Raw genomic sequence first — 19649 nt, 5'->3', positions numbered from 1 at the left:
CCATTTAAAGTCTAACTTTTTTAATAATAAAGAAATTAAAGTGGCTTTGGAAAAACAATTACTCCTTATTGAAGAAAATAAAACAACACCTTTTGCTGCGGCGGATTACTTATTACAGTTCAAAGTTTAAAATTCAAGATTCAAGATTTAAAATTCAAGATTCAAAGTTCAAGATTCAAAGTTCAAGGTTTTTGACACGAACACACCCCGATGTCAGACAGTACACGAATGATTTTGTTGTTGTGTTTCTAGTTGGTAGTTTGAGCATGCCTGAATAAGATGGACATTAAATAAACTATTAACTTGCATCAAATAACTTTTAACTTATAAGCATTAACCAAAATATTACATTTTACCCGTTTATAGGTAAACTGATAATTTTATTTTAGAAAATTAACCTCATACCATGCTACTTGCTTTCTAACGCCTTCCAACAAGGTGGTTTGCGGATTATAAGCCAGTAGTTTTCTAGCTTTGTCAATATTGGCCTTGGTACGAAGCTGGTCGCCTGCTCGAGCCTCCACATGATCTATTTTAATGGATTTTCCGATAACGGCTTCAACTGCTTCAATCCCTTCTTGAGTGGTGTGTTCCACTTCGGTTCCAAGATTGATTATTTCGCCATCTACCAAATCTTCTTTTCCAATAATACGTACCACACCATCCACAATATCACCTACGTAGGTAAAGCTTCGCAAATGGGTAGCACTGCCATCATACAATGGAAACGCCTTGTTATTAAAAGCACAAGCTATCAATTTGGTGTACATTTTTTCGGGTCTTTCACGTGGGCCAATCACCGAATACAATCTTAACGAACAGCTTTTCATAAGTTTTTCCCTAGATTTTTGAAGCACCAATTGCTCTGCCGTTAATTTGGTAACCCCATAATGAGACGCTGGTTTGGGTGCCACACTTTCTGGAAACGTAGCTTCTAAACCATAAATAGAAGAGGTTGCTATATTAACAAACATCTTTAAATCTGGCAATTGCAAGGCATAATCCAAGAGATTCTTGGTGGCCAGAATGTTATTGGTGAAATAATCTTCGAAAGTGGAGGTTTTTGAAATCCCTGGTTGTGCTGCAAAATGAAAGATGTAATCGATATCTTTTGGTAAAAAAGCCAATAAGTTTTCATCCCTTAAGTCTTTTTCAATAACAGAAATGCCTTTATCAAGCAGCGCTTTTTCATTTAACTTTTTAAGGACTTTACTGTAATAAGGCGAAAAATTATCGATTCCTACCACCTCGTGCCCCAAACTTTTTAATCGCTCTGCCGTATGCGATCCAATAAATCCTACGGCACCTGTTACTAAAATTTTCATACGTATCTTGTCTATTAATATGTATTACGAAAAATTAAAATCGCAAATCCGAGTTTAATTTATGAAACATTTAATCTATTACAAAGAAACATTTTTTTTCTGTAAGATTAGAATTCTTTAAAAAAGAATACATTTGCAGAACCAAGAATGCGTTTATGAGTTACCAGTTTACCATTATAATTCCTGTATATAATGAGGAAGATAATTTAATTCGCGTAGAGCAAGCTCTACTGGATTACACAAAAATAGCGAGCAAAAAAACTAAAATTTTGTTTGTTAATGATGGTTCTAAAGACAAAAGCCAAGAACTTATTGAAGCCATTTGCAGCAGACAAACCGATTTTTCCTTTATTAGTTTTAAGGAAAACAGAGGTTTAAGCGCTGCTATAAAAGCTGGTTTTGACCATGTAGACACTGAATTGGTAGGATATATCGATTCCGATTTACAAACAGCTCCCGAGGATTTTAATTTACTTTTAGAGCATATTGGCACCTACGATTTGGTTACTGGCGTGCGCGCCAACAGAAAAGATAGTTTTGTAAAAAACATGTCGTCCACCATTGCCAACGGCATCCGTCGTGCCTTTACGCATGATGGGATGGACGATACCGGATGTCCGTTAAAAGTCATCAAAACAGATTACGCCAAACGCATTCCCATGTTCAAGGGTTTGCACCGGTTTTTACCAGCCATGATTTTATTACAGGAAGGAAAAATTATCCAAATTCCGGTACAGCATTTTCCTAGAATGGCCGGAACCGCTAATTTTGGCGTATGGAATAGGCTGTTTGGTCCTTTAATGGATTGTTTTGCCTATTTGTGGATGAAGAAAAAGTACATCAACTATTCCGTAGCTAAAAAAGGATAATGAGTAACTGGTTAATATATAGCGTTGGGTTTTTAGCCCAGATTTTATTCTCGTCCCGACTAATTGTTCAATGGCTCACTTCGGAAAAACAAAAACAAGTAACTACACCTACCCTATTTTGGTCGTTGAGTTTGGTTGCTTCCTTTTTATTGTTTATTTATGGATATTTAAGAAACGACTTTGCCATCATGCTCGGGCAAGCCCTTACCTACTTTATTTATATTAGAAACTTACAATTGCAAAAGCAATGGCAACGTTTACCAAAGTTAGTTCAAGTATTTTTATTTATTGTACCTATTTTAATTGTTGTTTTCTATTATAATAACAATGCCATAGATGTGGAATTGTTGTTTAAAAACGAGGCCATTCCGTTTTGGTTATTGGTTTTGGGCATCGTGTCGCAAATTGTATTTACACTTCGTTTTGTGTATCAGTGGATGTATTCTGAAAGACGCAAAGAGTCTGCTTTGCCCCTAGGCTTTTGGATTTTAAGTCTTATAGGCTCTATAATGATCTTAACGTATGCTATATTTAGACAAGATCCGGTGCTTTTTGTAGGACATATTTTAGGCATGGTAATTTACGTGAGAAACTTGGTTTTATTACACAAATCGACATGATAAGAACAATTAAAAGACATCCTGTTATAAGCATTTGTTTGTTTACAGCCATCATGCTGCTTCCTAATCTAGATGTGATAAATGTGTCCATTATGGAAGCTAGGAACTTTATTTCGGCTAGAGAAATGGTTCAGGATGGCAACTGGTTACTAACCACAATGAATGGGGAGGCCCGTTACGAAAAACCTCCTTTACCTACTTGGCTAACCGCTATTTCTGGAATGGTTTTCGGATTAAAAAGCGTTTTTGGTTTACGCCTTCCAGCTATTTTATTTATCATGCTGCTTGCTGTTTCTGTTTTTAAAATATCCATGTTGTTGGTTAAAGACCGAACCCAAAGTTTACAACATGCTTTTATAGCCATCACCTCTTTTTATATTATTGGAATTATTATTGAAGCTCCATGGGATATTTTCACTCATGGTTTTATGTGTTTTGCTATTTATCAGTTGTTTTTATTGTTTGAAAAAGACAAGAAATATTGGAAACATACACTCTTAGCCGGTTGTTTCATAGGTTTTTCATTTTTAAGCAAAGGTCCCATTTCCATATATGCTTTAATGCTTCCTTTTTTATTGGCTTATGGATTTACCTATAAATTCAGGCATTTTAAAACCAAAGCCTTTTCATATTTAAGTGTTCTTATTTTGGCACTTGTTGTTGGTGGTTGGTGGTATTTGTACGTGAGATTTCAGGATCCACACACCTTTCATGCCATTACAGAAAAAGAAACCTCCAATTGGTCGAGCTATAATATTAGACCTTTTTACTATTACTGGAGCTTTTTTATACAAAGTGGTCTTTGGACCATTCCTGCGTTTATCAGTTTGTTGTATCCGTATTTAAAAACAAGGGTGACCCATTTAAAAGCCTATCAGTTTAGCTTACTTTGGACGCTTTTTGCTGTTGTGTTATTATCCATTATTCCAGAAAAGAAATCGAGGTATCTCATGCCTGTTTTAATTCCATTAGCCATCAATATTGGTTTTTATATCGATTATTTAATCAGATGTTTCAAGTCCATGACAGACAAACGGGAAACTTTTCCTGTGTACTTTAATTTTGGATTGATAGCTTGCATTGGCTTGGCATTTCCTATATTGGCTTATGTGTTTTTACAAGACAACATTTCCAGCCATTGGTTTTCATACCTCTTGGCGTCCTTCGTACTGGTTAGCATTGGCGGGTTTATTATTGTTCAACTAAAAAGAAAAAACATGACTTTGGTTTTTAGAGGAACTGTTTTATTTTTTGCATGCATCCTGTTAACCGCCTTACCTCTTTCTGAAGGTTTAACAAGCGAAACTTACAATCCCATTTCAAGTCTTAAAGAGGAAAATGAAATTGAAGGATTGCACGTGTATGGCACCAATTATATTTCGCCAGAAACACTTTGGTACTATGGCGGAAAGATTCCTTTTATTTCCTTAAATGACGGCTTTGACCAGCTTCCAAAAGAGAGGAAATTTGGACTTCTAGCCAAGGAGGCCATAGATGATAGCACTTTAAATAACCTGCAAGAGCGCTTCACCATTCAAGAAATTACGACTTATAATTTAAATCGGGTGCCTGAAGGTTCTAAACAATACAATGACAGACTTCTAAATGTGTATTATGTTTTTGAGAGGAAATAGATATAATTTGTCCGCAAAACTTCATATAGCTAGGAACAGCAACTTTTATATATATTCACGAATAACAAACATTTGTTTAATTCTGCGTTAATCCGTGTGATCGGCAGGATAGCTTTCACATTATCATGTTTTTATTTCCCGCTGACCCGCCTGCGGGACGGGCATGTTTCGCAGATATTCGCAGATGTCTTACTCGTATGTCTAAAAACGGATATACAAGAAATAGATTAATACAACTTGTATTTATGTTTTAAATACTGACTTAATTTATAAAACATAAATCCAGAAAGTGCTCCAAAAATAAATCCACATAACACATCCAATGGGTAATGAACACCTATATAAATCCTGCTATAGCCCATTAAAGCAGACCAGAACAACATCATGAAAATCAGGTTTTTGTATTTGTGTCTTAATAGCAAACCTGCGAAGACTGCCACAGCCATTGAGTTTGACGCATGACCAGAAAAATAGCCATATTGTCCCCCACAACCCTTTTTAACAATTCTCATAACCTCTTTTACTCCCTCTTGATGACAAGGTCTTAAGCGTTCAAAACCGTGTTTAAATAAATTGGTTACCTGGTCTGTAAACGTGACCATAAGTACAATAACTAACAAGATAACTAAAAACATTTTTGGGGTATGTTGCTTAAATATAATATACAACAAAACAGCATAGAACGGAATCCAATAAAATTTCGTGGTGTAAAACATCCAAAAAGCATCCCAAGTAGTGCTTCCTAAATTATTTAGATATAAAAAAAGTTCTGTGTCTAATTGTACCAATTGTTCTATCATAGTAACAGTGTTTAAAGTTAAAAGTACTTGAAGTGCCTAAAGTTAAAAGTGTTCTAAAGTACTTAAAGTTTTATTATTCTTCGTATCGAGAAATTTCGCGATCGTAGAAATCCGTGGCTTGTTGGATTAAACTTTCTGCTTCAATTTCAAGTTCCTTTTGATCGTGCTGATCAAAATCTTCAAGCCATTCCACGTCATCATTTTCCAGATTGATGATAAATCTAGGGAATTCTGTGTGTACTACAAAAATTGCTGTTGGATAATCGGTGTTATCACCTAGTAAGAATTTTGGGAAGTCCATGTTTTAAGTGTCTAAAGTATTTAAAGTTATAAGTGGTTAGAGTTATAAGTGTCTAGAGTTAATTTATAGTTTGTTTGAAATGGATGTAAAAATAGCTAATAGTTCTTTAGATTCGGCTCTTAGAGCTTTTAAATTATCACTTTTAATCCAATTTAGAGTTTCTATAACCTCTAACCAATAATCTGTTTCGCTAGCTTCGCCAACGCATATCTTAATTTTGTTTTTAAAATCTTTTGGGCTTCTGGATCTATTAGCTTCTCGATAATTTGCACCTATACTTGTCCCAGATTTTGAAAGTTAATTCCTTAGCACCAATGCTTCGGGAGTTTTTGGCAAACTACCAGAAAACAACAGGACCTCAATTGCAAACATAACCATCCGTTTTTCCAATTGTTTAGCAAATTCCTTATTTGTCATATCGAAAATACTTTAATCTCTATCCCAACTCTAAGCACCTCAACAATTAATAGCACGCTCTAAGTAGTTTTAATTTTAGGCATTCTAAGTACTTTAGCCATTTAGTGCACTTTTAACTTTAGAACACTTTAGGCACTCTCAAGAATCAACTTCTTGGTAAGATAGTTAAATCGAATATACAATAAAATTGCTGCTGTTGTTAATCCTGCCAAGAGGCCGAGCCAAATCCCGAAACTGCCGTATGCCTCTTCTCTTCCAAGGAAAAAACTGATTGGAAAACCAATCATCCAATAGGATATAAAGGTGATTATGGTTGGGATTTTTACATCTTGTAAGCCTCTTAATGCACCAAGCATGACGACTTGAATGCTATCGCTAATCTGAAAGAATGCGGCCGCAATCAATAATTTTGAGGCAATTGCGACGACTTCGGTATTATCGACTAAATTATCTAAATCGTTAAAGTCGACATATATTTTTGGCAAGTGTTTGTGAAACACAAAGAATATAGATGCAAAAAACACGGCAAAGATCATCCCCAATAAAAATATGGAAAATGCAATCCGTCTTAACTCCGTATAATTTTTTAAACCTTTTTGATTTCCCACGCGAATCATAGCCGTGACGCTTAACCCCATAGCTATCATAAAGGTCATAGAGGCCAAGTTTAAAGCAATTTGATTGGCTGCCTGAGGATTTTTTCCAAGCAAACCACTAATCCATACAGCAGACGTGAAAATGGCTACTTCAAAAAACATTTGCATGGCACTAGGAAACCCTAAATTCAGCATTTCCTTTAGCATAAACTTATCCAATACAAAAATCTTGATATTGGTTACATACGCTTTGGATTTCTCTTTTCCTTTTAACAACCACCACAAATAAGCCACCATGACAAATCTGGAAATCAAGGTTCCGTAGGCTGCTCCAACAATGCCCATTTCTGGAAAACCCCATTTCCCAAAAATAAGAACATAATTAAAAAACACATTGACCACGTTTGCCAGAATAGTGGCATACATGGGATATCTGGTCATAGACAACCCATCGCTAAACTGCTTAAAGGCTTGGAAAACAATTAAAGGAATTAATGAAAAAGCTACTAAATCCAAATAGGGAATCGCTAATTCCACAACTTCAACAGGCTGTTTCATTAAATACATGAGAGGCTTTGCCATATACAACATAAGGAAAAGCACAATCCCTAAAGCGGTGCATAAAAACAAGCCATGTTTTAAAGCCGATTTTCCTCTAGTAAAATTATTAGCAGCATCTGCCTCTGCCACCAAAGGGGTTATAGCCGTTGAAAATCCAATCCCCAAAGACATGGCAATAAACATAAAACTATTCCCTAAGGAAACAGCTGCCAATTCGGCCGTACCTAACTGGCCAACCATGATATTATCTATAAACTGCACAAAGGTATGCCCCAGCATGCCCAACATAACGGGTGCCGACAATTTCCAATTGTATTTAAATTCTTTGGTGTAGTTGCTTAATACCATTTAATGATAGTCATTTTCTTCTATTAAATAATACCTTTTTGCGCTATGCTTCAAAATAAAAATAAACCGTAACAATGCTATGCTTGATTTTTCTTTCTCGCCTAACACAAAAAACTTTTTATTTTCTTAAAATAAATTCTATCACAAAATGGTATAAACCATTTTGCAAAAGTAATATTTCGCTTTCTGTTATGCTAACTAAGACGTCATTTAATAATAGATTAACATGGTTTTAAGAACAGACCGATGGTCCACTTAAAAATAACCATTGGAATAGTTTTAATTATAACCCGGTACGATAGATTGAAAGTTTAGGTAACGTAATTTTATAAGTAGGTTTTTAAAGATTTGAAACAAACTGCTTCGCTTCCTCAAATTCCTGCATCATATCTGCCACAATTTGAGCCGCTGGTTTGATGTCGTGTATCAGGCCTGCTATTTGTCCGATTTCTAATTCGCCATCGTCTAAATCGCCTTCAAACATGCCACGTTTGGCTCTGGCTCTTCCTAATAAATCTTTAAGCTGCTCTGTAGAAGGAGCAGTTTTATACAACTCTTGGATGTCGTAGAAGAATTTGTTTTTTATTAAACGCACAGGCGCCAATTCTTTTAAAGTTAATTGGGTATCTCCTTCTTTGACATCGACCACTACTTGCTTAAAATCCTGATGTGCCGAACTTTCTTCGCTGGCAACAAATCTGCTCCCAACTTGTACGGCATCTGCTCCTAAAACCATCGTTGCCAACATGGCTTTTCCTGTGGCAATCCCTCCAGCTGCAATTAATGGAATTTGTAACTGTTCCTTCACCATTGGAATTAAAGTTAAGGTAGTCGTTTCATCTCTTCCGTTATGTCCTCCGGCTTCAAATCCTTCTGCAACAATGGCATCTACTCCTGCTTCTTGTGCTTTTAAGGCAAACTTGACACTACTTACTACATGCACAACCGTAATCCCTTTTTCTTGCAACCAACTAGTCCAAGTTTTTGGGTTTCCTGCGGAAGTAAAAACAATTTTCACACCTTCTTCTACAATAATATCCATGATTTCCTGAATGTTTGGATATAGCATGGGCACATTGACCCCAAAGGGTTTATTGGTTGCTTTTTGACATTTTTGAATGTGTTCCCGTAAGACTTCTGGATACATACTTCCTGCTCCAATTAAACCTAAAGCTCCTGCATTACTCGCTGCCGAGGCCAAACGCCAACCAGAGTTCCAAATCATGCCGGCTTGAATAATTGGATATTTAATATTGAAAAGTTGTGTGATTCTATTTTGCATTACTTTTTAATCAGTTTTTTAGTTATGGTGCCATTTTGGGTTTTCATTTTTAATAAGTAAACGCCCTTGGCCAAAGATGATACGTTGATTATGGTCGATTCTAAAACATCTGCTTCCAATACCTTTTTTCCTAGAATATTAAGAACAGTCACTTGGACCTGCTTTTCATTGGAAGGCAAGGATATGTGAAGTTCGTTAAAAACCGGATTTGGATAAACCTCTATTTGTTCTTGAAAAACTTCAACGGCTTCGATACTCAAACCTTGATTTAAAGCCATAGCCATATTTGGAATGCCATAACCTATAAAATAATCTGGGGAGTTGTATTGCGAAGCCGATTCCCGAACCAATTGCATGATTTCGGCATTGCTTAAACCTGGTAAAGCTTGCCACAAACAAGCCAAAGCACCTGCCATAATTGGCGAGCTAAAAGAGGTGCCACTAGAAGTTACAATGGTGTTACTTGTACTTATAACCACACTTGCCTGTCCTTGGGTAGCTACATCTGGTTTTTGGGTAGGTTGAAAGGCACTGCCTTGAGAACTAAAAGTGGCATAATCGCCATTAGCTTTCACGCCACCAATAGTAAAAACCCCGGCAGCATCTGCTGGCGCGTTTAATCCGTCTGCTCCTGCGTTTCCAGCGGAGTTAACCACTAGAATACCCTTTTCGAAAGCAATATTAGCTCCTTTACTAATATAAGTGGTGAGGCCATCCAAATCTGAATCCGAATGGGTATAGTTAGGATTGTCGTAGGTTTTATAACCTAAAGACGAGTTGATAATATCTACCCCCAAACTGTCTGCTCGTTCTGCTGCTTCTACCCAAAGACTTTCTTCTATGGGGTTTTCTACGGGCGCATTTTCGGTTCTAAATAAATAGTAAGAGGCATCTGGAGCCGTTCCTACATATTCATTTTCTATATATCCAGCCATCGTACTTAAAACCACAGTTCCATGAGAACTTGAGGTGTTGGCATAGACGTCTGGGTTTCTATCGTAAAAATCATATCCACCTAAAATGCCATTGTTATCCCTTAAGCGCTGAAAGCCACCCATGGTATTTACGTTAGGAAAACCGGCGTCAATAACAGCAATGGTTATTCCTGTTCCCGTATAATTATCTATATGAAGGGCGTCTCCTTGAATCATTTCAATTTGATTGGCAGCAGATCCATAATTAAAGCTTGTTCGAAGCGCTTCTAAATCGAATTTCTTCTTTGGCTCGCCCACTCTGGCATTGAGATTATTGTCGGCGAAAACGATGTGATCCACAAAAGCCAAACCTAATAAGTTGTTGATATCTGTTTGGATCCCTCGAACATGCACGGCATTAAACCATTTTGATTTTGCAAGCACGGTGATGCCTGCTTGCGTTTTTAATTGTGAAATATACGTTTCGTTAACCGGTACGTCACGAACATCGATAGGAACCGCATGCGCCTGTTTCCTATCTATGGCTTTTTGGGTTAAAATTGAAATGGGATTTGCAAGCGATGTGGCTACATCTTCTTTATCAGTTAAATATACCCAAGCATCTTCTTGGGCAAAAACTTGAAATTGAAAACATAGGAGTAAGAATAAAAGTAGTTTTGAGGTCATGAGTTGTTTTTTAACTCATGCAATTTAAGAAATTACTCCTGAACCAACTAATTCATCACCCAAATACCAAGCTACAAATTGTCCTTCGGTCATGGCCATTTGAGGTTCTTCAAATTCCACATACATGCCAGAATCTACTTGATACAAGGTGGCTTTTTCCAAAGGTTGTCTGTAACGAATTCTAGCCATGACCTCCATGGTTTCGTCTAATTGAAGCTTTAAATCCTCTCGGATCCAATGTAGTTCTTCGTTTGAAACAAAGAGAACCGTTTTATATAAACCGGGATGCTGTTTCCCTTGCCCCGTATAAATAATGTTATCGTCCACATTGGTTTCAATAACAAAAAGTGGTTCTACGGTGCCACCAACGGCCAATCCTTTACGTTGTCCTTTAGTAAAATAATGAGCCCCCTGATGTTTACCTACTACTTTTCCATCTTGGAAGGTGTAAGCGATTCTTTTTGATAAATACTGAAGCTCTTCTTCCTTATTTTGAAAACTTGGAATTTCTTGTTGATAACCATCAAAATCTTCTGAAATCTCCACAATAACACCTTCTTTTGGTTTTAGTTGTTGTTGAAGGAATTCTGGCAATCTCACTTTTCCTATAAAACAAAGACCTTGGGAGTCTTTCTTTTCAGCAGTAATCAAGTTTTGCTGTGCTGCAATTTCCCTAACTTCTGGTTTTTGCAGTTCGCCGATAGGAAATAAGGCTTTTGCCAATTGGTCTTGAGACAGTTGGCATAAAAAATATGATTGGTCCTTATTAACATCTGCTCCTGCCAATAATTGATGGATTTCCTTTCCGTTTTTTGTAATGGTGTTTTTTCTGCAATAATGTCCCGTAGCCACAAAATCGGCCCCAAGGTCTAAAGCAATTTTCATAAAAACATCAAACTTAATTTCCCGATTGCAAAGCACATCTGGATTTGGAGTTCTTCCTAGCTTGTATTCGTTAAACATATAATCCACAATACGTTCTTTGTATTGCTCGCTCAGGTCCACAGCTTGAAAAGGAATCCCAAGTTTATCTGCTACCAACATGGCGTCGTTACTATCGTCTAGCCATGGGCATTCGTTGGAAATGGTCACTGAATCGTCATGCCAGTTTTTCATAAACAGGCCTATAACCTCATAACCTTGCTCTTTTAACAAGTAGGCTGCCACACTGGAATCTACACCTCCAGAAAGTCCGACTATCACACGTTTTTTCTTCATAATTTTAGGCTGCAAAGATAAGGATTTTGCAGAAATTGCCCCCTATTAAGTTTAATTTTATTAATTGTTCGAACAATAACCAACTACTCGTCAGGGGTTTAATAAAACAAACCTGTTTTTAATAGATTATATTTTTAATATCCGAGTAATTTTTCCTACTTTTGGAGAACTTATGTTTAGGTGGACCCTACTTCGATTGATTAATAGCTTACTCATCTTGTGACATACCTAAAAAAGTTAAGCTCCTTATTTTTATAAGGAGCTTTTATATTTTTAAGGCTTAGTTAAAAATTTTATTCCTTTATTAAATATGGGTTTTTACTATAAACCGTAAAATCTTTTTCTTCGCTAAGTTCGCCATCTTTATAGTATTTCCAGATGCCGTCCTTCTTATCATTCTTATATTGTCCATCAATTTCTAGAGCGCCACTCGCATTATAAAATTTAGCTTCTCCATGCAAGATGCCCTTCTTGTAAATATAGGTTTTCATCTCTTTTCCATTTTCATAAAACCAAGTAGCTTTGCCATCCAATTTATTCTGTTTATAAAAACGTTTTTCAGCCATTTGGCCTGTATTGTAATAAACCAGGCTTTCTCCATCCAATTGGCCCTGGGCATTATAATGTTCAATATTCATTATTTGCTTGCCATCCTTATGGTAATATTTCCATTCTCCTATATGGTTTTTACCACGCATTTTCCCCTGACTAATAATTTTTCGATTGGAAGCATAAAAGATGACTTCAGCCACGTCGTCTTTAACATTGAAATCCTTGGTGGCCGTTAAAACTGCTTCTTTATTGATGTTTTTATAAAATTTGAAGAGACCAATTTCTTTACCGTGATTAAACTCACCTTCATAACGAACGATTTGGGTATTGTCGAAATTCTTTTTCCAGATCCCATGTCTTTTACCATTTTCATCCATTTGATTGATGTTTTGGGCCATGAAGATACTTGGTATTACTAAAAGTAAAATAACTAAAATGTGTTTCATACTTGGATAAAAATTATGCTTTAAATGTCTTATTATAACGATATCTTTTCTAAAATGTTACAGAGCTTAGGTATTAAAATAAACTTTCTGATTTTTCCCTTAGCCACGAATTTTACTCATTGACCAAAAGGAATTTCATTCAATAAAAATAATTGAATTGATTGTTCGAAAACAATCACCCGAATAGAAAAGTCTACAGATTTTTCATAACTCAGTTATAATAACTTCAATAAATAGGCCAATTCGATAATTACAAAAAGAAAAAGACTAAATGGGTTCTAACAAAAAAGCTGCCAAAAATGGCAGCTTTAGATTATTTTTTACGTTTGTCTTGCACTTGTTTTTGCTGTTCTGCCTGCTCCATCATATCTGCCATCTTCTTTTGGAACTTGTTTTGCTTTTTAGGTTTGGCTTTATTCACCTGAATTTGCGCATGGATTTTATCTTCATCTAGAATGTAATTCTTGATGACCAACATAATTCCAATACTAATAGCATTCGAGATAAAGTAATATAAACTTAAACCTGAGGCATAGTTATTAAAGAAGAACAACATCATTAAAGGCGATAAGTAAATCATGTACTTCATCATTTTCGCCATATCTGGCATCCCTTCTTGTGTTGGTTGCGAAGCCATTTGTTGTCCTGTGGTCATTTTCATATAAAAGAAAATAGCGATAGCTGCCAAGATTGGAAACAAACTTACGTGGTCTCCATAAAATGGGATTTTAAATGGCAAATAAGCCACGGCATCATACGAAGATAAATCGTCTGCCCAAAGGAAACTTTTCTGTCTTAAATCGAAAGCTGTTGGGAAAAACATAAACAAGGCATAAAATACTGGCAACTGGATTAATCCAGGGATACAACCACTTAACGGACTGGCTCCTGCTTTGTTTTGAAGCGCCATGGTTTCTTGTTGCGCTTTCATTTTATTGTCTTTATGCTTTTCTCTAATAGCATCTAATTCTGGCTTTAACACCTTTAGTTTAGCTTGAGACAAGAATTGTTTGTATTGTACAAATGACATTAATAATTTGATAATAACTGTCATAACAATAATAGCAATCCCGTAAGGCAAGAAGCCACTTAAGAAACTAAATAATGGTATAAATAAGGCTTTATTGATCCAACCAAAAATTCCCCAACCAAATGGAATACTATCGTCTAGATTATTCTCGTATTTTTTTAAGATCTTACTATCTGTAGGTCCGAAATAGAATTTTAAAGGCTGGTTAATTTCTCCTGCTTCAAAATTTAAAGGAAATTTCGTGGTAAATCGTTTTGTGAAAACCGTATCGATATCTTCGTTTGCCACTAAGTCTTTGGACGTAATCCTTACACTTTTCAAGGGTTCTTTCGAAACTAAAATAGAGCTAAAAAAGTGTTGTCTATAAGACAACCATTTGGCATCTTTTACTGTTTCGTCGTCTTCTCCACCTTGGGATAGTTTGTCAATTTTTTTACCTTCATATTGGTAGGTTAAACGCGTATATCGGTTTTCGTACGAAATACTTTGATCGTGGCGATAGGTATCTAATTTCCAATCTAAGTTAACCTCTTGAGAACTGTTTATAACATTGTTTAAGCCCTGCGATCTGATGGTAAAATCTACCATATAATCGTTAGGTTTCAGTTCATAACGATATTCCAAATACTTTTCCGGAGACACTTGAAGTTTCATGGAAACAACCGTGTTTTCGCCATTTTTAGTAATGGTTGGTTGAAAGTAAAGATCTTTGGTATTTAAAATTCGGCTATCGGTTGTGCCAAAATTTATATTGAAATCCGTGTTTCCATTTCTCACCAAATAAATAGGAATGGAATCGAAATCGACAAATTGTTTCAGTTTAATTTCAGATAAATACCCACCTTTATTACTAAACTTAAGTGCTAACACCTCAGTTTCTACAAAGGTTTCCTTATTGGTTGCAGACGGAAGTGTTGAAGAATAAGCAAATGCGCCCAATTTATTATTTAACGCTACTAATTGAGTAGAGTCTGTAATTGTGGCTGCAGAAAAATCTGTGGCAGTAGTTACAGCCGTATCTGTTTTTTCGATGGCTTTTTTCTCTGCTTCAACTTGTTCTTGCTTGGCTTTTTCTTGTGCTGCTACTTCCTCTTCTGTTGGTTTGTTCATGTACATCATGTACACTAAAATTCCAAAAATAAGTATAAATCCAATAATCGAATTTATGTCAATTTTCTTTTCTTCCATAAGTAAAATTTTCCCTTCGTTTTGATTGAAGAGAGCTAGGTTGGTTAATTTTTAAAATCTTTATCCTTTTAAGGCGTTTTCTTTAAGTCAAAAATTAAACCGTTTTTATTTTTGTGCCATACTGACACTTTTATTCGTTTTTTTATATTTTAATGCCGCCTTAACAAAGTTCACAAATAAGGGATGTGGGCTTTTAACCGTACTCTTATATTCTGGGTGATATTGTACTCCAACAAACCATGGATGTGAAGGGATTTCAATAATCTCAACAAGACCTGTCTCTGGATTTAGTCCGGACGCAACCATACCAGCAGCTTCAAATTGTTTTCTGTACTTGTTATTAAACTCGTAACGGTGTCTGTGCCTTTCAAGGATGCTATTGGATTTATAGATTTTTTGAGCTAGAGAATCCATCTTTATATCGCAGGCCCACGCACCAAGTCGCATGGTTCCTCCTTTGTCTGTAATGTTTTTTTGTTCTTCCATTAAACTAATTACAGGGTCTGGTGTGTTTGGATGCATTTCTGAAGAACTGGCTTCCTTGAGGTCTAGAACATTTCTAGCAAATTCTATCACGGCCATTTGCATCCCTAAACAAATTCCTAAAAACGGAATGTTATTTTCACGGACATATTTTACGGCATCGATTTTTCCTTCAATACCACGTTCTCCGAAACCTGGAGCTACCAAAACACCGTCTAAATGAGCTAGTTTCATTTTGGCATTATCTTCATTTATATATTCTGAATGGATGGCCTCCACATGAACTTTTACTTCGTTTTCTGCTCCTGCATGAATAAAAGATTCTAAGATGGATTTATAAGAATCTTGCAGCTCGACATACTTTCCAATTAAACCAATAGTCACCTCGGTTGTTGGATTTTTATGACGTTTTAAAAACTTGTTCCAATTGGTTAAATCTGGAACACGACTTTCTAAGGCCAATTTCTTTAAAACCACTTTATCCAAACCTTCCTCTAACATGAGGTTAGGCACATCGTAAATGGTTGAAGCATCTATGGATTGAATAACCGCTTCTTCACGAACATTACAGAACTTAGCCAATTTACTTCTTAATTCTTGTGGCAATTCATGCTCGGTTCTACACACCAAAATATCTGCCATGACGCCAGATTCCATAAGGGTTTTAACACTGTGTTGTGTAGGTTTTGTTTTTAGTTCTCCAGCAGCAGATAAGTAAGGCACCAAAGTTAAATGAATAACGATGGCATTGTTGTCTCCTAAATCCCATTTTAACTGACGTACAGCTTCTATATACGGCAAAGACTCAATGTCTCCAACGGTTCCACCTATTTCAGTAATAACGATATCGTAATCTCCCGATTTACCAAGTAATTGAACACGTTCTTTAATTTCGTCTGTAATATGTGGAATTACCTGTACTGTTTTTCCTAAAAACTCCCCTCTACGTTCTTTATCAATAACGCTTTGATAAATACGACCGGTAGTTACGTTGTTTGCCTGGCTGGTTGGAACATTTAAAAAACGTTCGTAATGTCCTAAATCCAAATCGGTTTCGGCACCATCATCCGTTACATAGCATTCACCATGCTCATAAGGATTTAAAGTTCCTGGATCGATATTAATATAGGGATCTAATTTTTGAATAGTTATTCTATAGCCTTGGGCTTGAAGTAATTTTGCTAAGGAGGCGGCAATGATGCCTTTTCCTAAAGAAGAAGTAACTCCTCCTGTTACAAATATGTATTTTGTTGTAGTTGTCATGTAGCGCTGTTAAACGCCTGCAAATTTACAAAATTAAAACAGTTAATAACCTAATGTTAGAAGTAATTTAAAAATGAAATATTTTAATTGAAAAAAAATATGATATGAAGAAATATCTAGCGATAAATAATTAATTTAGAGACAGCTTATTCACTTAATTATTTAAATAAATACTTATGAAATCAATTACAAACACTTGGGTTTATGTCATCCTGTTTTCACTCATGACATCCGTTAGTTTTGCCCAAAACATGGACAAAACATTACAAGATAAAGAAAAATGGGAACTTGTTGAAACGCAAGGAACCATTACAGCCATTAACAAAGAAACCCGCGACATTTCTATTATTGGAACCAATGGAGAATTACTTACTGTTACTGCAAGCGACGATGTGAAACGCTTTAACGATATTGAAGTTGGTGACGTTGTTACTTTTAGTTTTTATAAATATATGAAAGCTGAATTTCGTCAGCCAACTGAAGAAGAATTAGAGAACCCATTAATTGTTTTAACAGAAGGAGCCAAAGCTCCAAACAACATGAAACCGGGGGCAGTTTTGGGAGCAATTGTACAAGCTGTTGTAACTATTCAAGTTATTAACTTACCATTTATGTACGTAAATATTGAAGGACCCAATGGGAATTTTACATCCATACACATGGAAGACAAAGAGCTTATTCAGAAACTTCATGTAGGCCAAGTGGTTATCTTAACGTATGCCGAAGCCATGGCCATTGATTTAGAAAAGGTAAAATAACTATTTCTTGCAAGAATGCTAAACGCCAATTTCCATAATTACTTAGGAAATTGGCGTTTTATATTTCTTATTAAATCTTCTAAACCATTTAGTTTAAGTTCGTAAACAGTTTCTAACATTTGACCTAATTGTCCTTTTGGAAAACCTTTATTGTGATACCAAACCACATAATATTCGGGCAATTCTATTAAATAATGGTCTTTATATTTTCCGAATGGCATTTTGGTATGCGCCAATTTTATAAGGAAATTTTTATCTGGTTCTAACAAGGTTTTGGGTGTTAACACTAGTTTACTTCTACAATTTTTAAGTTTTGATATTTAACCAAGTAAACCGTGTCGTTATAGTAACCGCCTAAGAATTTCTTCTTATAAGCAAATTTATTTTCCACGTATTCCGTTAAAGGCGCTTCGTTAACCGATAAGAACAAATCGTCTGAACTTACCAAGCGCAACACCACATCCATTGTTAAATCGAAACCACGAACTGCAATTTTATTTGGTGTTATTCCATACGCTTTTTCATAAGCCTTTACAAAAGAGTTCTGGTCTTCTTCGTTATAAGATTTTGAAATAGTTGGGAAGTGAAATTCCAGATTAGAGAGATGGTAATTTGAAACCTCATCGTCTTCAAAAGCAGCATTCATATTGGTTGTAACCAAAACAATATCCCTTGTTCTGTTTTTAAACGAATTTAGTTTACTGGTAACATTCGAAATAAACCCCGGATTATCAGATTCTAAAAACACAATGTTTTTTCCTGTTTGTAATTTGCTGGTAATATCTCCATCTAACACGTAAAAAGCATCTTTGCCTTCTTTGTTTTTTCTGGAAAATATTTGTGAAGCCGACAAAAAGTTTTCTTTAATGCTGTGGTTTACTTTGGTATGCTTTTCATCTGAAATAATAATCACGTGATTTTTAGTGCTATCCTTTTTAACAAAGTCCACCATCTTATCATATAGTAAAGATTCTGATGGTCTGGATTGAAATACATTTTCCAAAAGCACCACATTTTTAGTGATTGGTGAAACCACAGGAATGTTGTCGGATTTTAATTGTGAAGCCACTTTTTCGATGTTGTTGGACATAAACGGTCCAATAACCACATTGACATCCTTAAACGAATTGGTATTTAAAATATGTGAAACTTCGCTTAAAGAATTCTTAGTATCATACACATCAACCTTTAAGGAAATTCCTAGTTTTTTAAGAGAATCCAAAGCCATTAATGCCCCCGAATGAAAATCTAAGGACATACTTAATAACGGATTGTTATTCAGTTCTCTTTTGGCATCGTAAACGGAATCTGCATTGATTTTGTTAAGCTGAAAAGGCAACATCATAACTACGTGCTGTGTTTTGTAGGTCTTAATATTGTCTGTTAAATCAACACCTTCTAGCTCGGGATTCAAACTTTCTCCAACCGTGGCGTTATAAGGTATTTTTAAAATCATCCCTACTTTCAATCCCGACTCTTTAAGTCCGGGATTTAGAGTTTCCAATTGTTCTTGCTCCACCCCCAATTTTACTTTCAATCGATAATACCCTTCTTTTGGTAAAACGGTATAATAGGAATAAGCTTCGTCTATAGGTTTTTCTTCTTTCTGGGCAATATTTGGTACTTGTATAACATCTCCAACATTTAAAACGGCTTTCATTCCAGGATTTAATTCTTCCAATTGGTCTACAGTAATACCATATTTATAGGCAATACGCCATTTCCCTTCCTTAGGCAACACCGTATAGCTGTTAGTTGAAGTTTCTGGTACGGATACTTGAAATACCTTTTTATAAACTGGTATTTTTAACTCATCGCCTTTTTTTAAATTATTGGCATATAGAAATGTGTTGTGTTTTTTTAATTCGTCTTGCGTTATATCATATTCTTTAGACAAACTATAAAGAGTTTCCTTGCGTTTTACCTTGTGATTTTTAAAACGGACCAATTCTTTTTCTATACTCGCTTGAGGTACTGAATTGGACTCTTTAGACTTAGGGATAATAATCACTGAATTAGGTTTAATGCCTTTTTTTGCATCTGGATTTAGGGCATAAATATCTTTAGCAGAAACATGATATAATTTTGCTAAACTCTCAACGGATTCTCCTTGTTTTACTTTATGGGTCTTGAAATTTTGCGCTTGGGTTGAGGCACAACCAAACACTAAAAACAGAGATAGAATGTATATTAATTTTTTCATAGATATACTCATGAAAATGAGTGACTTTTAGTTATAACCATCAATCTTTACAAGGCAACTAGAGTCTCGATTATTATACGACTTTAGCAAGTATTCCCGCGTTAGGGATTGAAACCTTAACTGTTTTTATACCATTTTTATGCCAAAGCAAAAA

16 protein-coding genes and 1 pseudogene are annotated in these 19649 nt (G+C 35.6%); 4 read left to right on the top strand and 13 right to left on the bottom strand.

Annotated elements, in window-relative coordinates; genetic code table 11:
* Window positions 1-380 precede the first annotated feature (380 nt).
* Window positions 381-1325 (bottom strand): NAD-dependent epimerase/dehydratase family protein, encoded by a 945-nt coding sequence (locus VKY47_RS13960; RefSeq protein ID WP_324313454.1) that lies wholly within the window; start codon window positions 1323-1325, stop codon window positions 381-383.
* A gap of 155 nt (window positions 1326-1480) precedes the next feature.
* Here VKY47_RS13960 and VKY47_RS13955 point away from each other — a divergent pair, with 155 nt between their 5' ends.
* Genes VKY47_RS13955 through VKY47_RS13945 form a run of 3 tightly spaced genes read left to right on the top strand, consistent with a single transcriptional unit; the run spans window position 1481 to window position 4448 of the window.
* Window positions 1481-2194, top strand: coding sequence for a glycosyltransferase family 2 protein (locus VKY47_RS13955; RefSeq protein ID WP_324313453.1), 714 nt, complete (start codon window positions 1481-1483; stop codon window positions 2192-2194).
* Window positions 2194-2814, top strand: coding sequence for a lipid-A-disaccharide synthase N-terminal domain-containing protein (locus tag VKY47_RS13950; protein ID WP_324313452.1), 621 nt, complete (start codon window positions 2194-2196; stop codon window positions 2812-2814). Before VKY47_RS13955 ends, VKY47_RS13950 begins: the two co-directional genes overlap by 1 nt.
* Window positions 2811-4448: an ArnT family glycosyltransferase gene (locus tag VKY47_RS13945; protein WP_324313451.1), complete on the top strand. Its 1638-nt coding sequence runs from the start codon at window positions 2811-2813 to the stop codon at window positions 4446-4448. The genes VKY47_RS13950 and VKY47_RS13945 overlap by 4 nt, the downstream gene beginning before the upstream one ends.
* Before the next feature lie 227 nt (window positions 4449-4675).
* Here the strand turns inward: VKY47_RS13945 and VKY47_RS13940 are convergent, their stop codons facing one another.
* The 10 genes and pseudogenes from VKY47_RS13940 to VKY47_RS13895 form a co-directional block, all read right to left on the bottom strand.
* Window positions 4676-5248 (bottom strand): phosphatase PAP2 family protein, encoded by a 573-nt coding sequence (locus VKY47_RS13940; protein WP_324313450.1) that lies wholly within the window; start codon window positions 5246-5248, stop codon window positions 4676-4678.
* Between the two features lie 73 nt (window positions 5249-5321).
* Window positions 5322-5549 carry a hypothetical protein gene (locus tag VKY47_RS13935; RefSeq protein WP_324313449.1) on the bottom strand — a complete coding sequence of 76 codons (228 nt, stop codon included), beginning with the start codon at window positions 5547-5549 and terminating at the stop codon, window positions 5322-5324.
* Window positions 5550-5612: 63 nt separating this feature from the next.
* A pseudogene (locus VKY47_RS13930) lies at window positions 5613-5831 on the bottom strand (four helix bundle protein); the annotation flags it as partial.
* 263 nt (window positions 5832-6094) lie between these two features.
* The gene (locus VKY47_RS13925; protein WP_324313448.1) at window positions 6095-7471 is read right to left on the bottom strand and encodes an MATE family efflux transporter; all 1377 of its coding nucleotides are present in this window, start codon (window positions 7469-7471) and stop codon (window positions 6095-6097) included.
* A gap of 340 nt (window positions 7472-7811) precedes the next feature.
* Window positions 7812-8753: an NAD(P)H-dependent flavin oxidoreductase gene (locus VKY47_RS13920; protein WP_324313447.1), complete on the bottom strand. Its 942-nt coding sequence runs from the start codon at window positions 8751-8753 to the stop codon at window positions 7812-7814.
* Window positions 8753-10354 carry a S8 family serine peptidase gene (locus tag VKY47_RS13915; protein ID WP_324313445.1) on the bottom strand — a complete coding sequence of 534 codons (1602 nt, stop codon included), beginning with the start codon at window positions 10352-10354 and terminating at the stop codon, window positions 8753-8755. Before VKY47_RS13915 ends, VKY47_RS13920 begins: the two co-directional genes overlap by 1 nt.
* Window positions 10355-10378: 24 nt before the next feature.
* Window positions 10379-11572: a tRNA 2-thiouridine(34) synthase MnmA gene (gene mnmA, locus VKY47_RS13910; protein ID WP_324313444.1), complete on the bottom strand. Its 1194-nt coding sequence runs from the start codon at window positions 11570-11572 to the stop codon at window positions 10379-10381.
* 293 nt (window positions 11573-11865) lie between these two features.
* Entirely contained in the window at window positions 11866-12570 is a 705-nt protein-coding gene (locus VKY47_RS13905) for a toxin-antitoxin system YwqK family antitoxin (RefSeq protein ID WP_324313443.1), read from the bottom strand.
* Between the two features lie 313 nt (window positions 12571-12883).
* A complete protein-coding gene (yidC, locus tag VKY47_RS13900) occupies window positions 12884-14788 on the bottom strand; it encodes a membrane protein insertase YidC (protein WP_324313442.1) in 1905 nt (634 codons plus the stop codon).
* 105 nt (window positions 14789-14893) lie between these two features.
* Window positions 14894-16534 carry a CTP synthase gene (locus tag VKY47_RS13895; RefSeq protein ID WP_324313440.1) on the bottom strand — a complete coding sequence of 547 codons (1641 nt, stop codon included), beginning with the start codon at window positions 16532-16534 and terminating at the stop codon, window positions 14894-14896.
* Window positions 16535-16710: 176 nt separating this feature from the next.
* Here VKY47_RS13895 and VKY47_RS13890 point away from each other — a divergent pair, with 176 nt between their 5' ends.
* On the top strand, window positions 16711-17292 hold the full coding sequence (locus VKY47_RS13890; RefSeq protein ID WP_324313439.1) for a hypothetical protein: 582 nt from the start codon (window positions 16711-16713) through the stop codon (window positions 17290-17292).
* A gap of 38 nt (window positions 17293-17330) precedes the next feature.
* Here the strand turns inward: VKY47_RS13890 and VKY47_RS13885 are convergent, their stop codons facing one another.
* Both VKY47_RS13885 and VKY47_RS13880 read right to left on the bottom strand, forming a co-directional pair.
* Window positions 17331-17561: a DUF3820 family protein gene (locus VKY47_RS13885; protein WP_324313456.1), complete on the bottom strand. Its 231-nt coding sequence runs from the start codon at window positions 17559-17561 to the stop codon at window positions 17331-17333.
* 17 nt (window positions 17562-17578) lie between these two features.
* Window positions 17579-19495, bottom strand: coding sequence for a LysM peptidoglycan-binding domain-containing protein (locus VKY47_RS13880; RefSeq protein ID WP_324313437.1), 1917 nt, complete (start codon window positions 19493-19495; stop codon window positions 17579-17581).
* Window positions 19496-19649 lie beyond the last annotated feature (154 nt).

Origin of the sequence: Xanthomarina sp., from assembly GCF_035306705.1 — a bacterium.
Classification (GTDB): domain Bacteria; phylum Bacteroidota; class Bacteroidia; order Flavobacteriales; family Flavobacteriaceae; genus Xanthomarina.
Note: the sequence above shows the minus strand (reverse complement) of the source record. Positions and strands in the feature narration are given on the sequence as shown.

Excerpts from the sequence above, each read along its gene's own strand:
- VKY47_RS13940 (WP_324313450.1), bottom strand. The coding sequence starts at position 5,248 with ATGATAGAACAATTGGTACAATTAGACACAGAACTTTTTTTATATCTA.
- VKY47_RS13945 (WP_324313451.1), top strand. The coding sequence starts at position 2,811 with ATGATAAGAACAATTAAAAGACATCCTGTTATAAGCATTTGTTTGTTT.
- VKY47_RS13905 (WP_324313443.1), bottom strand. The coding sequence starts at position 12,570 with ATGAAACACATTTTAGTTATTTTACTTTTAGTAATACCAAGTATCTTC.
- VKY47_RS13925 (WP_324313448.1), bottom strand. The coding sequence starts at position 7,471 with ATGGTATTAAGCAACTACACCAAAGAATTTAAATACAATTGGAAATTG.
- VKY47_RS13950 (WP_324313452.1), top strand. The coding sequence starts at position 2,194 with ATGAGTAACTGGTTAATATATAGCGTTGGGTTTTTAGCCCAGATTTTA.
- VKY47_RS13955 (WP_324313453.1), top strand. The coding sequence starts at position 1,481 with ATGAGTTACCAGTTTACCATTATAATTCCTGTATATAATGAGGAAGAT.
- VKY47_RS13915 (WP_324313445.1), bottom strand. The coding sequence starts at position 10,354 with ATGACCTCAAAACTACTTTTATTCTTACTCCTATGTTTTCAATTTCAA.
- yidC (WP_324313442.1), bottom strand. The coding sequence starts at position 14,788 with ATGGAAGAAAAGAAAATTGACATAAATTCGATTATTGGATTTATACTT.
- VKY47_RS13895 (WP_324313440.1), bottom strand. The coding sequence starts at position 16,534 with ATGACAACTACAACAAAATACATATTTGTAACAGGAGGAGTTACTTCT.
- VKY47_RS13960 (WP_324313454.1), bottom strand. The coding sequence starts at position 1,325 with ATGAAAATTTTAGTAACAGGTGCCGTAGGATTTATTGGATCGCATACG.
- VKY47_RS13890 (WP_324313439.1), top strand. The coding sequence starts at position 16,711 with ATGAAATCAATTACAAACACTTGGGTTTATGTCATCCTGTTTTCACTC.
- mnmA (WP_324313444.1), bottom strand. The coding sequence starts at position 11,572 with ATGAAGAAAAAACGTGTGATAGTCGGACTTTCTGGAGGTGTAGATTCC.
- VKY47_RS13920 (WP_324313447.1), bottom strand. The coding sequence starts at position 8,753 with ATGCAAAATAGAATCACACAACTTTTCAATATTAAATATCCAATTATT.
- VKY47_RS13935 (WP_324313449.1), bottom strand. The coding sequence starts at position 5,549 with ATGGACTTCCCAAAATTCTTACTAGGTGATAACACCGATTATCCAACA.
- VKY47_RS13880 (WP_324313437.1), bottom strand. The coding sequence starts at position 19,495 with ATGAAAAAATTAATATACATTCTATCTCTGTTTTTAGTGTTTGGTTGT.